Source organism: Prevotella sp. CAG:255, assembly GCF_000431195.1.
Taxonomy (GTDB): domain Bacteria; phylum Bacteroidota; class Bacteroidia; order Bacteroidales; family Bacteroidaceae; genus Prevotella; species Prevotella rara.
In genome coordinates, this window is sequence record NZ_HF986815.1 from 58,563 (window position 1) to 72,531 (window position 13,969).

Sequence of the window (13,969 nt, forward strand, 5' to 3'; positions counted from 1 at the left end):
AAAAAAATTCTACAGCAGGAATCTCATATTTACCTTGATTACGAGGAACCGCCAAGAAATCATATATCATGTTGCCTTCTACTCCATTTGAAGTCAACTTTGTCTTATCTGTTATCTTTGCATCATATTTATCAAAATCCTTTGGGAAATTGACAACAGGTTGCTTTATCAGCTTCAAGTTTCCAATACCGCCGACAACAACACGAATAGTCACAGGCTCATTAGCCTTTATCTCTTTCTTACTTATCTGTGCACTAATGTTAAACTTACCTACACCACCGGAAAAATTAGCCGGACGTTTTGGTAAAGGATCCACCTGTATGGTCACACCTGGTGCTTTAATTTTTTTCTTGACCTCTATATATCCAGAACCTCCATTCAGAAATGCTTCAAAAGGATCAACATTACGATTTTGCTGAATAACGGTACCAGTAAATGTAATGCTCGGAATTTCAAGCTTACCCGTCATTTGCGGATACATAACATATTGACTCCAAGTCACACACCTATAAGCTCTTCCATTTACGCGTTCTATATGATATGACTTTTGTTGTGGAAGCGGTATTTCTTGCGTGTGAAAACCTGTAAGGTCAGGCATTTTACCCTCAAGTTCAGTCAAATCAACTAATGTATAAACCTTATATGTAAGCAGGACTGGCTCTTGCTCATGTACACGTCGCTTGTTTGCACTTACTTTTATAAACAAATCTCCACCTTGAATAGGCGTGCCGGCTTCTCTCAAACGAGGTTGATTATCAGAATCATCATGCATGCGTGGCGAGCCATTACCACTTTGACTTGCCCCTGAAACAGTGATCTTCACTGCTTTAGATGCTAACTTTCTTCCGTTAGCAACGACATGTGCAGGAGATATTGTGAAAGTACCATTCTTTGAAGCGCACAATATAAAAGTATAAGTAACAGATGAAGTACTGCTTGTATGACCGTTTATCATCTGAAAACTTGATTGAGAAGATGTGTATGGACCAGTTATAACTTCCAAAGCCTCAGGCACACTTCCCAAACGAAAATCACTAACATTCTGGGTACTAACTGTATATGTCAACCTAAAATTTTCGCCTGCAGAAACACGTGAAGGTGCATTAACTATAAGTTTCTGTGCATTTGATACAATTACACAGAATAAACATAGCTGTAATATCAATAAATATCTTTTCATAAATACAAACTTCTAATTTATCATTATTACCAGTTTTTCTGCAAGCGACGAGAACTTGGCTTCTGTAAAGCCTTCTTCATTCGCTGCTGTGTTGCCTTCTCACTCTGCATTGCAGCATTAAGCAGCTGCTCTGCATTATCCTTACTCATCTGCTCCTCTTTAGGCTTTGCCTGATTGTCCTGACCTTTATTTTTATCTTTTTCTTTATCGTTCTGCTTATCCTTGCCGTCTTGCTTATTTTTATTATCCTTTTCTTGCTTCTTGTTCTGATTGTTCTTATTGCCCTGTTTCTTCTGCAATCTTTTACAAAGAGCTAAATTATAGCGTGTTTCATTGTCTTTCGGATTATTTCGCAAAGACTGTTCGTAAGCTTTGATTGCCTCACCATACATTCTATGATTTTGACAGATTACTCCTATATTATGATATACAAGAGCCAATCTTTGCTTATTTTTTTCTATTTTTGCCGCATTAAGATATTGCACTACAGCAGCAGAGTCTTTACTCTGCATCATAAGAGCACATCCCAAATTATAAATAGCCTGTGAATTGGCTGGATTTTTAGAAATAGCTTTTCTATACATTACTTCCGCCTTGTCATAAGCCTTTTTGTGATACAAGCGATTTCCATCACGCACAAACTGACGATCTGTCTGTGCTATTGAATCTATGGATATCCCCAGTAATATAATTAATAAAAGATGTTTTATCATATTAACTTATTGCAGATTTTATCTATTGTTTATTTAAACAGCTTTATCTTCTTGAAAAAAGGGTTCTTGCGCTCAAGAATCAACATTTCTATAATCAGAAGAATAAGCACCAATATTCCTACGGCCTGAAACTGTTCATCATATTCACTATAAACGACACTAGAAATATCACCCTTCTGAAGTTTCGTTAATTCATCATTAAGCTGGCGCTGTGCAAGACTTGTATTATCAACATGTATGTATGCGCCTCCACCAGCTTGAGCAACCTGCTTACACATTTCTTCATTAAGAACAGATATCACCTCCTGACCTGAATTATCTTTCATATAACCGCCATTACCGTCTGGCACTGGTGAACCTTTTGTTGAACCAACTCCAAGGACAAAAACCCTAATGCCATTCTTACGTGCCTTTTCTGCTGCCTCAATAGCTCCTCCTTCGTGATCTTCACCATCAGTTATAATCAATATTGCACGTCCGACCTTATCTTGCTGGGTAAAACTTTTTGAGCTCAACTCTATAGCTCCAGCCAAATCTGTACCCTGAGTTGCTATCAATGAGGGATCTGTATTCTGTAAAAACATCTTTGCAGACACATAATCACTTGTAATAGGTAATTGAATAAAAGCGTCACCTGCAAAAACAACAAGCCCAACTTTATCATTTGTAAAATTGTCAACCATGTTTTCTACAAGCATCTTACTCTTATCCAATCTTGACGGAACAACATCTTCAGCTCTCATTGAGTTACTAATATCCAATGAGATTATAACTTCTATACCTTTACGTTTTTCTTGACTTATCTTTGTTCCCATCTGCGGACGTGCCAACATAACTATCAACAACGCCAAAGCCGCTATCATCAGCCAGAATTTCAACGACTTACGGGATGACGAAACGTCAGGCATGAGCTGCTTTAGTAAGGACAAATCACCAAACTTTTTCAGCTTAAGCTTACGTTTACGCATCTCCAGCAATCGTATTACGATAATAACCGGAATAATTATAAGCAAATATAGAAAGGCAGGATTTTCAAATCTGAACATAACCTTATATTTAATTTATTATGGAATACGACGAAAGACTGTCAATCTCAACAGTATTTCCAAGAAAAATACGATTAAAGCAGCCAATGCAAATGGCTGATATACATCATACCTTTTGGAAAACTTTTTTACGTCCATCTTTGTCTTTTCCAACTTATCAATATCCTTATATATCTTTTTCAATTCAGCTGTATTTGTTGCACGATAAAATTGTCCGTCTGCAGTAGAAGCTATCTCGCTTAAGGTTTTCACATCAACATCTGCCCTCATATTGACATACTGAATCGTACCGGCAACCTGCATAGGGTATGGAGCCATTGTCTTGCTTCCAATTGCTATTGTATATACACGTATTCCTAAACTCTTAGCAATATTAGCAGCTGTCAACGGAGAAATATCTCCACGATTATTACTTCCGTCTGTCAACAAAATAACAACCTTACTTTTTGTTTTACTGTCTTTTAAGCGACTTACTGCATTTGCCAAACCCATGCCTATTGCAGTACCATCCTCTATCAATCCCCTTGCAGCTATATCTGTACGCACATTCTGCAATAAATTTATCAATGACGTATGATCTGTTGTCATTGGGCATTGTGTAAATGCCTCACCGGCAAAAATGGTAAGACCTATATTATCATCAGGACGCCCAGAGATAAACTCTGATGCGACACTCTTAGCCGCTTCAATACGATTTGGCTTCAAATCTTCAGCAAGCATACTTGTGGAGACGTCCATAGCCAACATTATATCAATACCTTCTACTGTACGACTACCCCAATTACTATGAGTTTGAGGACGAGCTAAAATTACAACAACAAGCACAAAAACAATAATGCGCAATAACATAGGTAGCCACATCAAGCGCACACGCAGGCTTTTCGGAGCATACTGATATGCATGTGTATCACTCATGCGCATCGTAGGCTCACTCGTCTTTCTATGAAGCAAATACCAAATTAAATAAGGTATGAGCAACAGCAACAACAAGAAATATTCTTTATTGACAAATTCCATAATTTATAGTCTCCTATATCAACAAACTAACTTGATATATTGCAAGAGCCAAAAGCGAAATACTTACTACCACAAGAGCTATTATCGAAACCTTCAAGATGGTCCTTGAACGCATATTACGTTTATCTGTTTCTGTAAGTTTAGGTTCTATTCGCTCTACAACAGGCTGATTTTCTACCTTAGTTGTATTAATAAATTCTATTGCATTTACCAAGTTGGCGTCATTCTCATTAATAAGTGTCGAATATTTGGCAAATTTAACAAGGTCTGCCGTAACGAAAAGTTCCTTCAATTCGTCTACCATTTTCTTGTCGTTCTCGTTTTGCAGTCTTGTTATAATCTCAGAACTTGTCATCTCCATTGCATTAAATCCAAAACGCTCTTTGATGTACTTACGCAACACATCCGTAAGAAGTGTGTAGTAAGCTTTTTGATCTTCAGACATCAATCGACGATCAGACTTAATATGCTCTATCTCACTTAAAGCCTTTTGGTGAGGCAATACTTTTTTCACTATTCTCACACGCGCAATGACCGGTTTATTTTCCTTAAGGCGTGTCCACAAATAATATGCGAGCACTCCCATAAGAACAAACAACACACTAAACCAAAAAGGAGAAGCCCAATCTTCCCACTGAAACGGATTATTCTGTACATCCTTTGGCGGAAAGAACTTTTCAGGATGCAATGTATCAACAGGAACAGTCAACACCTTAAGGGCAAGACTTTTGCTCTGATATTTTTTACCATCAACGGTCACCTTCATTGGCGGAATATAATACAGATTCTCGTCAAAAGAAGTCAAAGTATAACGCTTTGTTACTTTAATAATATTATTATCCAATTGTGAAGTATCAGCCTTTGAATCAGACAACACTTCAACGCCTGGCGTTATATACTGTGAAGGCTTAAATACGGGCATTTTAATAACAGCTCCTTCCTTGGCTGTTACTGTCAATACAACATCTGTCTGTTCACCAATAAGAATCTCTATCGAATCTATTTTTGACTCGACAGACACCTGAGCATACAGGCCTAAGACACAAGCCACTAATGATATAATACAAATAATACGTTTCATTTAATCATGAATAATCAATTTAACCGCAGCACATGTTTTATTAACTACGCATGGCAAACAGTTGCATCAATGATTTTACATAATCCTGGTCAGTCGCAATAGATATATTATCTACATTGCTTTTATTAAATATAGAACTTAGTTCCTTTTGTCTATTGAGCCAATACGAATAATGAGCATCACGCAATCGTTTGTCGCTCGTATCTATATACATCTCATGTCCGGTCTCAGCATCACAAACTTTTATCAAACCTACATCAGGAAGAGACTTGGCACGTGGGTCATATACTTGCAAAGCAACTACATCATGCTTACGGTTGCATATTGTCAATGCGTTTTCAAAATCGGTGTGCGTGTAGAAGTCACTCATAATAAATGCTGTACATCTACGTTTTAACACACTTGTGAGAAACTCAACAGCCTTTTTCAAATCCGTCTTTTTACTTTCAGGATGAAAATCCAGCATCTCACGAATTATAAAAAGTATATGCTTACGACCCTTTTTCGGAGGGATATATTTTTCTATTTTATCAGAAAAGAATACAACTCCTATTTTATCGTTGTTCTGTATGGCACTGAAAGCAAGTGTTGCTGCGATTTCTGCCACCATCTCCTTTTTCGTTGTTTTCTGTGTCCCGAAATCTAAGGAGCCACTGACATCTATCAAAAGCATTACCGTAAGTTCACGCTCTTCCTCATATACTTTGACATAAGGTTTATGAAAACGCGCAGAAACATTCCAATCTATATCACGTATATCATCACCATACTGATAATCACGCACCTCACTAAAGGCCATACCACGCCCTTTAAAGGCAGAATGATATTGCCCGGCAAATATATTATTGCTGAGTCCGCGAGCCTTTATCTCGATTTTTCTAACTTTTTTGAGAATGTCCTGGGTATCCATCAAGGAACCTCCACCTTATTAATTATATCACTTATAATTTCTTCACTTGTAACATTAGTAGCCTCTGCTTCATAAGACAAACCGATTCTATGACGTAAAACATCATGGGCTATTGCTCGTACGTCTTCAGGAATAACATATCCGCGTCTCTTGATAAAAGCATATGCACGTGATGCTCTAGCCAAATTAATACTTGCACGTGGACTGCCACCGAAAATGATCAAATCCTTCAATTGTGATAGTCCGTATCTGTCAGGATATCTTGAGGCAAATACAATATCAGCAATATATTGTTCTATCTTTTCATCAATATACACCTTTTCAACGACCTTACGTGCCTCAACAATATCATCGGCAGTAATAACCGGAGTTACCTTCGGAAGCGAACCTGCAAGATTTTCTCGTATAATAAGTTTTTCCTCTTCAAGTGTAGGATAATCTATTATTACTTTAAGCATAAAACGGTCAACCTGAGCCTCTGGCAGAGGATAAGTACCTTCCTGCTCTATCGGGTTCTGTGTTGCCATTACCAAAAAAGGATTCGGCAAACTGAAAGTCGTACTTCCAATTGTTACCTGATGCTCCTGCATTGCTTCAAGTAAAGCACTCTGTACCTTTGCTGGAGCTCGGTTTATTTCATCCGCCAATACAAAGTTCGCAAATACGGGACCTTTCTTTACCTGAAATTTCTCATCTTTCTGAGAATAAATCATTGTACCGATTACATCGGCCGGCAAAAGATCGGGAGTAAACTGTATACGGCTGTATTCTGAATCGATAAGTTGAGACAATGTTTTAATAGCCAGTGTTTTAGCCAATCCAGGTACACCTTCTAACAATATATGTCCATCGCTAAGTAGTCCTATTAAAAGTGTATCAACCAAATGTTTTTGTCCTACAATAACACGGTTCATACCCGCTGTGATGTTAGCTACAAAAGAGCTTTTTTGTTCTATCAAGATATTCAACTCGCGGATATCTATAGATTCTGCCATAATTCCAAATTTTATTGTTACACTTATTTTACCCGCAAAAATACTACATTATGAATTGATGTGCGAAAATTTGGGACTAAATAATATTAAAAAAGTTTCTTATTACTTTATTATGCCTATAATATAAAGCGCTTTATCCATATCAATAGCACAAACGAGACTACTTCAATATTATTCATAATGACAATATTAAACCATATCATTACAACAAAACAGATTGATTTCTGTCTTTCCCAGAATATCCCATACGGATAAAAACTGATTCAAGACAGAAATCAATATTAACTATTCATACAAATGTAAAACTATTTACACAGATTGAGAAATGCTTCTTATCTTATAAAAACTCATATCAGCTCCCAAACTGCCAATATCGTTATTTTTGAATAAAAATACTAAGACAAGTTATCGTGACTATTACTTCTTTTTGCTCACCAATTTTGGTATTTTCAGTCGCATACCTTCCCTTATATCAGAAGTTCCATTATGAACCATTATATAGCATTCCATACCTTCACCAAGATAGAACCTTGAAATTTTGCTCAAAGTCTCGCCTTTCTTTACCGTAACCACTCTGTCTGTGCCCACAATACGATAAGCGCCGGTTCTGACTGCAGTAGCTGCATTTTTCAAATCCGCTCTTTCAACAGCAGCTGAAGATGGTTTTGTTGGCACATTCCCTTCTCTTTCAGACTTCTCTATCGTATTTTTATTTACGTTTATCGAATCCTGTAAATTCTGCTTCAACTTATTATCAGCAGATTTAACAGAATCATTATTTGCCATCGTATCGGCAACACTTGTATTGGCAGACGCAAGAGGTTGCTTTATTGTAACATATTTTATCACAGGCTTAGTATTACTTTCATTCCAATAGATACCGCCCCAAAAAGCCAAAGTTGCAACAACCAACATTAAAAAGATCCAATAATACCAGGCCATGCCTGATTTGCTGTGTATTTTTTGTACATCAGAATCATCGTGAACTTCGTCTATACGACCGGTTGCGACAAATTGTTCTATGGTTTTATTAGCAAACCTTTCAGGTTCAACATTTTCCGTCTGTCCTACTTGAATTTCTCCTTCAGGTACATTTTCAGAATCTTGTACACAATTTTGCGAACCTACTTCATCTTCATTATCACAAATAATTGACGTCCCTGCCTCCTCTTCATTTTTATCCTCAACAACTAAATCTACATGCTTTGAATCAGTAGCAATATCATCATCATTCAGACCACCTGCATTCTGCTCCGAATAATCCTTGTCGTCATTTTGCCCACTTATAGGTCTAGCAGAATTTTCTGTATTTCCAGATGCAGTCTCTTCTTCTAAATCTTTGCCACTAATACAATCCTGGTTATCCGACCGATCTTGCTCAAATTGAGGCAAATCGTAGTTGCTATTAATGATATTAAAAGATTCCGTATAACTTTCCTGAGAATTAGTCTCATCAACCTCATCACTTATATTTTCAGAATCAACATCATCAATGCCGTCATCTTTCAAATCAGAATCATCAGGGGTCTGTACCTTTGCCATATCCTCAAGTTCAACCCCGTCATTCAACACAACAGTTTCAAACTGCGCAAAAGGCTTATTCACCAAATCGCGCATAACAGGATCTGCAGTAAAAGTTATTTTGGCGTGACTCTCTATCAATACACGCTCTCCTGTATTTACATTTACACTTTCTCTCTCACGAACATCAATAACTTTAAATGTGCCTAATCCTTTTACTTTAACTGCTTTTTCGCTGTGCAGACCTTCATTTATCAAATCAAAAAACGAAGAGACAAAAGCCTCAGCATCCTGCTGCGACAACCCATGCTTGCCTGCTATCACAGCGGCTATTTCCTGTACCGAATTCTTTGCCATTATCCCTGCCCTCCATTTTTAACCTTTTCTTTAAGAGATGCTATTGGCTTAAAACCAAGAACAAGTTTTGGAGGAACAAGCATGCGTTGTTTAGTTCCCGGATTTACGACTATTCTCTCAAGACGTTTTTTTACTTCAAAAGTACCAAATTTAGGAATAGACACAACATCCCCTTTCTGAAAACAATCATTCATGGAATCTATTATTGTGTTCACCATTTTTTGGGTATCATCCTGCGTATATCCCATTCTCTGAGACAACTCAGAAATAAAACTTTTATTGTTCATACAAAAACATTCATATTAAATCAAGCATAGCGTAAAAACACGATGCCAAACATTACCAACAGCCTAATTATGGTATTTTATACTATAAGGCAATCAATAGTTTACTGTACCATACAGGTCAAACTCTTCTGCATCAGTTATTTTCACATTATAGAAACAACCTGTACGAAGACGTTTTTCACTTACAGGTATGAGAACCTCCGGATCTACTTCAGGAGAACTAAATTCAGTTCTACCAATATAATAATCACCTTCTTTTCTATCTATAATGACCTTAAACACCTTTCCTATTTTCTCAGAAGCAATCTCACCACTTATATTCTGCTGTAAATCCATTAAACGGTCCAAACGTTTTTGTTTAATATCATCAGCAATATCATCATTATAATGAATTTCACTATAAGTACCTTCTTCCTCTGAATAGGCAAAAGCTCCCATACGCTCAAACCGCGCCCATTTGGTGAACTCCATCAGTTCTTCAAAATCCTCGTCGGTTTCACCAGGAAAGCCAACCATAAGCGTTGTACGCAAATGAATGCCTGGAACCTCCTTCCTTATACGTTCTATCAACGCATAAGTTTCTTCCTTAGTTATATTTCGTTTCATTGCCTGAAGCATATTGTCAGAAATATGCTGTAATGCAATATCCAAATACTTACATACATTTGGTTTTTCCCTTATGACATCTAAAAGTTCATAAGGAAAATGTGTTGGATAGGCATAATGCAAACGTACCCACTCTACACCGGGAACGTCTGCAATTGCAGATATTAAATCAGCGATATGACGTTTACCGTCTATATCAATGCCATAATATGTTAATTCCTGAGCAATAATCTGAAATTCCTTTACGCCAGATGCCACAAAAGCCTTTACTTCCTCAAGAATCTCTTCCTTAGGCCTGCTGACGTGCCGTCCGGTAATCAGCGGTATGGCACAATAAGCGCAATGACGGTCGCATCCTTCACTAATCTTTATGTATGCGTAATGATTCGGAGTTGTAAGGAATCTCTTATTTCTGCAATCCAACACTTCGGCCTTACCTAAATCGGTAAGCAACTGTTTGAAGTCAAACTTCCCGTAATATTTATCTACCTGAGGTATTTCCTTTTCCAGTTCTGCTTTATATCTTTGGGACAGGCATCCCATGACATAAAGTTTGTTTATACGTCCCTCTTCCTTTGCCTGTGCAAATTCAAGAATAGTATTTATACTTTCTTCCTTTGCATCACCGATAAAGCCACATGTATTAATGACAGCAATTTCTCCTTGTGGATTTTTGCTGTCATGTACACATTTATATCCATTTAGCTCAAACTGGCGCATAAGAATCTCACTGTCAACAAGATTCTTAGAGCATCCCATGGTTATAAAATCTATCTGATTCTTTCTCACTTTTCTACCTTAAAGAGTGAATCTACAAATTGTTTCTTATTAAACAGCTGAAGGTCTTCCATTCCCTCACCCAATCCAATATATTTAACAGGAACTTTCAACTGGTCTGATATTCCGATCACGACACCTCCCTTGGCTGTTCCGTCAAGTTTCGTTATGGCGAGACTTGTTATTTGAGTTACAGCAGAGAACTGCTTAGCCTGTTCAAAAGCATTTTGTCCGGTTGAACCATCAAGCACGAGCATAACCTCATCCGGAGCCTGAGGAATGACCTTTTTCATCACATCCTTTATCTTCTTAAGCTCATTCATAAGACCGACCTTGTTATGCAAACGCCCTGCAGTGTCAATCAACACTACATCAGCTCCGTTAGCCTTTGCAGAACTTAGCGTATCAAATGCAACACTTGCGGGATCAGCACCCATCTGCTGTTTGACCACCGGAACTCCGACACGTTCTCCCCATATAGACAGTTGCTCTACAGCAGCTGCACGGAACGTATCTGCTGCGCCAAGGTAAACTTTCTTGCCGGCTTTCTTAAATTGGTAAGCGAGCTTGCCTATTGTTGTCGTCTTTCCGACACCGTTAACACCTACAACAAGTATCACATAAGGAGAATGGTCTTGCGGCAGTCCCCAATCATCATTGTCCTCGGAGTTATTTTCAGCCAACAAGGCAGCAATCTCATCACGAAGTATGCCGTTAAGTTCTGACACTGAGACATATTTGTCACGTGCAACTCTTTCCTCAATTCTGCGAATTATTTTTAATGTTGTATCAACACCGACATCAGACGTGATCAAGACTTCTTCCAAATTGTCGAGCACATCATCATCAACTTTAGACTTTCCTGCAACGGCACGGGCTATTTTTGAAAAAACACTCTGCTTTGTTTTCTCCAAGCCCTTATCTAAAGTTTCTTTTTTGTTCTTATTAAAAATACCAAATAACCCCATAATAAATATTTTGCTACAAAATTAGTAAAATGAACTCACATCCACAACAAAAAAGGCTGCAAAATTATTTGCAGCCTTTTTAAAATATCTCATATTCAAAGATTAGTTCTTAAAAAAGTCTTTAACAGCCTCATTAGGTACCATCTGCTCGTCAAAGATATAGGCACCTGTCTTAGGACTTTTCACCATCTTAATAACCTTAGTATAAGCGCGACCATCCTTTGAACCTTCGTGGAGGGTAGCGACGGTTTTCTTTGCCATTTTCTAAAACTGTTTTTAATTGTTATTACTTAATCTCCTTGTGAAGAGTCATCTTCTTCAAGATAGGATTATACTTCATCAACTCCATTCTCTCAGGAGTGTTCTTGCGGTTCTTTGTTGTAACATAACGGCTTGTACCAGGAAGACCGCTATTTTTCATTTCGGTGCACTCCAATACAACCTGAACTCTATTACCCTTAGCTTTCTTTGCCATTGTGCTTATTCTCCTATAACTTTAATATCCTTCCAATCGCAGTAGCCTTTAGAAACAGCCTGCTTAAGAGCTGCGTCCAAGCCAACCTTATTAATCAAGCGCAAGCCAGCCGCACTTATCTTCAAGCTTATCCAGCACTGCTCTTCTACGTAATAGAATTTCTTGCTGAAAAGATTCACGTCAAAGCTGCGTTTTGTACGATGCTTTGAGTGTGAAACGTTATTTCCAATCTGAGCTTTTTTCCCTGTTATTTGACAAATCTTCGACATTGCAATCTACGTTTTTTGTTTAATCTTTTGATACTTATTCCAAACAGAGTGCAAAATTACTAACTTTTTCTGAATAAGCAAAACATTTTTGCTAATAATCAAATATTTATCTTTTTTTAGCACTATTAAAGAAAGTCAAGACTGATACTTGAGAGTTCTTAATCGCACAAGAAGACAATCAAACGGCTCAAGGCATCCATCAATGCTTTTCAGCATCTGTTGGCGCGTCCTCTGCAAGTCTGTCTGTCAGATACTGCAAGAACAACTGCAAAGCCTTGCTTGTGGCATTAGCCAAGTTCAGGTCGCGGCCTTTATCTTCCTCAAGTTTTAAAGTCACGATGTCATCAGCACTTCCGCATGCTATCCAAATAGTTCCAACGGGGTTCTCGTGTGTGCCTCCTGACGGTCCAGCTATTCCTGTTGCAGAGATTGCATAGTCAACGTTAAGCAATTTTATTGCTCCTTTAACCATCTCAATGGCAACTTCCTCACATACAGCTGTCTTTTCTTCAAGAACCTCATGACTTACTCCCAACACCTTTTCCTTAACTTCATTGGTATATGAGACTATGCTGCCCTTAAAATAGTTTGACGCTCCGGGCATAAGGACTATTGCTTCAGCTATACGGCCACCCGTGCAGCTCTCTGCCGTACCTAATGTCTTGCCTTTTTCCCAAATAAACTGACTTATCTCTCTGCTGAGTATTTTGTTTTCGAAATCCATATTTAATTTATTTATTGAAAAGTTACTTTTGAAAATGCCGGTTTATCTATTGAGCAATAGTCATTGTCAAGATATTTATAATAGCCCGTTATGCCAATCATAGCTGCATTATCGGTGGTATAGCTGAACTTCGGTATATAAATTGTCCAACCATACTTCTCCGCATGCTCATAGAAGGCATTGCGCAATCCGTTATTTGCACTGACACCTCCGGCAACAGCCACATGCTTGATATTTGTCTGCTTTACGGCAAGACGGAGTTTCTTCATCAATATATCAACAATAGTATACTCAAGGCTGGCAGCCAAGTCTTCCTTATGATGCTCTATAAAATCAGGATCGTCCTTTATCCACTCACGCAAACTATAAAGGAAAGACGTCTTTAGTCCGCTGAAGCTATAATTCAATCCTGGTATATGCGGCTCGGCAAACTTATAGGCATGAGGATTACCCTGACGGGCCAGCCTGTCTATAATCGGACCACCGGGATAACCCAGCCCCATTACCTTTGAACACTTATCGATAGCCTCACCTGCAGCATCATCAATAGTCTGTCCGAGCACCTGCATGTCATTATAGGCATTAACCTTCACAATCTGCGAATTGCCGCCACTAACGAGCAGGCAGATAAACGGCAATGGAGGAGCAGAATGGTCGTCGTCGCTCTCTTTAATAAAGTGAGCCATGACATGCCCCTGCAAGTGATTGACATCAATAAGAGGAATGCCTAACGAACGGGCCATACCCTTTGCAAAGCTGACTCCAACAAGCAACGAGCCCATAAGTCCCGGACCGCGCGTGAAGGCAATGGCAGACAGCTGTTCTTTCTCAATACCGGCACGCTTCAAAGCCTGATCAACAACCGGAACGACATTTTGCTGATGCGCACGCGAAGCAAGCTCTGGCACAACGCCTCCATAAGCCTTATGCACTTCCTGAGAAGCCGTCACATTGCTCAACAGCACGCCGTTGCGAAGAACAGCAGCAGAAGTGTCGTCGCAGCTGCTTTCTATACCTAATATATATACGTCATTCATAATCTA

Annotated in this window: 16 protein-coding genes; all 16 read right to left on the reverse strand. The window is 38.5% G+C overall.

What is annotated here, in order from left to right; translation table 11 throughout:
- Window positions 1-1,180, reverse strand: a 1,180-nt coding sequence (locus QVO66_RS07985; RefSeq protein ID WP_288172739.1) for a BatD family protein, incomplete at its 3' end; no start/stop codon positions are given.
- A 26-nt stretch (window positions 1,181-1,206) separates the two neighbouring features.
- Complete coding sequence (locus QVO66_RS07990) at window positions 1,207-1,893, reverse strand: tetratricopeptide repeat protein (protein WP_021854940.1); 687 nt, start codon at window positions 1,891-1,893, stop codon at window positions 1,207-1,209.
- A gap of 29 nt (window positions 1,894-1,922) precedes the next feature.
- A complete protein-coding gene (locus tag QVO66_RS07995) occupies window positions 1,923-2,939 on the reverse strand; it encodes a vWA domain-containing protein (protein ID WP_021854941.1) in 1,017 nt (338 codons plus the stop codon).
- 18 nt (window positions 2,940-2,957) lie between these two features.
- On the reverse strand, window positions 2,958-3,956 hold the full coding sequence (locus QVO66_RS08000; protein ID WP_021854942.1) for a vWA domain-containing protein: 999 nt from the start codon (window positions 3,954-3,956) through the stop codon (window positions 2,958-2,960).
- Between the two features lie 13 nt (window positions 3,957-3,969).
- The gene (locus QVO66_RS08005) at window positions 3,970-5,037 is read right to left on the reverse strand and encodes a BatD family protein (protein WP_021854943.1); all 1,068 of its coding nucleotides are present in this window, start codon (window positions 5,035-5,037) and stop codon (window positions 3,970-3,972) included.
- Between the two features lie 40 nt (window positions 5,038-5,077).
- Window positions 5,078-5,947, reverse strand: coding sequence for a DUF58 domain-containing protein (locus QVO66_RS08010; protein ID WP_021854944.1), 870 nt, complete (start codon window positions 5,945-5,947; stop codon window positions 5,078-5,080).
- Window positions 5,947-6,942, reverse strand: coding sequence for an AAA family ATPase (locus QVO66_RS08015; RefSeq protein WP_021854945.1), 996 nt, complete (start codon window positions 6,940-6,942; stop codon window positions 5,947-5,949). The genes QVO66_RS08010 and QVO66_RS08015 overlap by 1 nt, the downstream gene beginning before the upstream one ends.
- Window positions 6,943-7,359: 417 nt before the next feature.
- Complete coding sequence (locus QVO66_RS08020) at window positions 7,360-8,820, reverse strand: HU family DNA-binding protein (RefSeq protein WP_021854946.1); 1,461 nt, start codon at window positions 8,818-8,820, stop codon at window positions 7,360-7,362.
- Complete coding sequence (locus QVO66_RS08025; protein ID WP_021854947.1) at window positions 8,820-9,107, reverse strand: HU family DNA-binding protein; 288 nt, start codon at window positions 9,105-9,107, stop codon at window positions 8,820-8,822. The genes QVO66_RS08020 and QVO66_RS08025 overlap by 1 nt, the downstream gene beginning before the upstream one ends.
- 93 nt (window positions 9,108-9,200) lie before the next feature.
- A complete protein-coding gene (gene rimO, locus QVO66_RS08030) occupies window positions 9,201-10,502 on the reverse strand; it encodes a 30S ribosomal protein S12 methylthiotransferase RimO (protein ID WP_021854948.1) in 1,302 nt (433 codons plus the stop codon).
- A complete protein-coding gene (gene ftsY, locus QVO66_RS08035; RefSeq protein WP_021854949.1) occupies window positions 10,499-11,458 on the reverse strand; it encodes a signal recognition particle-docking protein FtsY in 960 nt (319 codons plus the stop codon). Before ftsY ends, rimO begins: the two co-directional genes overlap by 4 nt.
- 102 nt (window positions 11,459-11,560) lie before the next feature.
- On the reverse strand, window positions 11,561-11,719 hold the full coding sequence (locus QVO66_RS08040) for a DUF4295 domain-containing protein (protein ID WP_006950479.1): 159 nt from the start codon (window positions 11,717-11,719) through the stop codon (window positions 11,561-11,563).
- Window positions 11,720-11,744: 25 nt separating this feature from the next.
- Window positions 11,745-11,933: a 50S ribosomal protein L33 gene (gene rpmG / locus QVO66_RS08045; protein ID WP_021851691.1), complete on the reverse strand. Its 189-nt coding sequence runs from the start codon at window positions 11,931-11,933 to the stop codon at window positions 11,745-11,747.
- Window positions 11,934-11,938: 5 nt separating this feature from the next.
- Window positions 11,939-12,202 carry a 50S ribosomal protein L28 gene (rpmB, locus tag QVO66_RS08050; protein ID WP_021854950.1) on the reverse strand — a complete coding sequence of 88 codons (264 nt, stop codon included), beginning with the start codon at window positions 12,200-12,202 and terminating at the stop codon, window positions 11,939-11,941.
- A gap of 199 nt (window positions 12,203-12,401) precedes the next feature.
- Window positions 12,402-12,926 carry a CinA family protein gene (locus QVO66_RS08055; RefSeq protein ID WP_021854951.1) on the reverse strand — a complete coding sequence of 175 codons (525 nt, stop codon included), beginning with the start codon at window positions 12,924-12,926 and terminating at the stop codon, window positions 12,402-12,404.
- A gap of 11 nt (window positions 12,927-12,937) precedes the next feature.
- Window positions 12,938-13,963 (reverse strand): tRNA (adenosine(37)-N6)-threonylcarbamoyltransferase complex transferase subunit TsaD, encoded by a 1,026-nt coding sequence (gene tsaD, locus QVO66_RS08060; RefSeq protein WP_021854952.1) that lies wholly within the window; start codon window positions 13,961-13,963, stop codon window positions 12,938-12,940.
- Window positions 13,964-13,969: the final 6 nt, after the last annotated feature.

Excerpts from the sequence above, each read along its gene's own strand:
- QVO66_RS07990 (WP_021854940.1), bottom strand. The coding sequence starts at position 1,893 with ATGATAAAACATCTTTTATTAATTATATTACTGGGGATATCCATAGAT.
- QVO66_RS07995 (WP_021854941.1), bottom strand. The coding sequence starts at position 2,939 with ATGTTCAGATTTGAAAATCCTGCCTTTCTATATTTGCTTATAATTATT.
- QVO66_RS08000 (WP_021854942.1), bottom strand. The coding sequence starts at position 3,956 with ATGGAATTTGTCAATAAAGAATATTTCTTGTTGTTGCTGTTGCTCATA.
- QVO66_RS08005 (WP_021854943.1), bottom strand. The coding sequence starts at position 5,037 with ATGAAACGTATTATTTGTATTATATCATTAGTGGCTTGTGTCTTAGGC.
- QVO66_RS08010 (WP_021854944.1), bottom strand. The coding sequence starts at position 5,947 with ATGGATACCCAGGACATTCTCAAAAAAGTTAGAAAAATCGAGATAAAG.
- QVO66_RS08015 (WP_021854945.1), bottom strand. The coding sequence starts at position 6,942 with ATGGCAGAATCTATAGATATCCGCGAGTTGAATATCTTGATAGAACAA.
- QVO66_RS08020 (WP_021854946.1), bottom strand. The coding sequence starts at position 8,820 with ATGGCAAAGAATTCGGTACAGGAAATAGCCGCTGTGATAGCAGGCAAG.
- QVO66_RS08025 (WP_021854947.1), bottom strand. The coding sequence starts at position 9,107 with ATGAACAATAAAAGTTTTATTTCTGAGTTGTCTCAGAGAATGGGATAT.
- ftsY (WP_021854949.1), bottom strand. The coding sequence starts at position 11,458 with ATGGGGTTATTTGGTATTTTTAATAAGAACAAAAAAGAAACTTTAGAT.
- QVO66_RS08040 (WP_006950479.1), bottom strand. The coding sequence starts at position 11,719 with ATGGCAAAGAAAACCGTCGCTACCCTCCACGAAGGTTCAAAGGATGGT.
- rpmG (WP_021851691.1), bottom strand. The coding sequence starts at position 11,933 with ATGGCAAAGAAAGCTAAGGGTAATAGAGTTCAGGTTGTATTGGAGTGC.
- rpmB (WP_021854950.1), bottom strand. The coding sequence starts at position 12,202 with ATGTCGAAGATTTGTCAAATAACAGGGAAAAAAGCTCAGATTGGAAAT.
- QVO66_RS08055 (WP_021854951.1), bottom strand. The coding sequence starts at position 12,926 with ATGGATTTCGAAAACAAAATACTCAGCAGAGAGATAAGTCAGTTTATT.
- tsaD (WP_021854952.1), bottom strand. The coding sequence starts at position 13,963 with ATGAATGACGTATATATATTAGGTATAGAAAGCAGCTGCGACGACACT.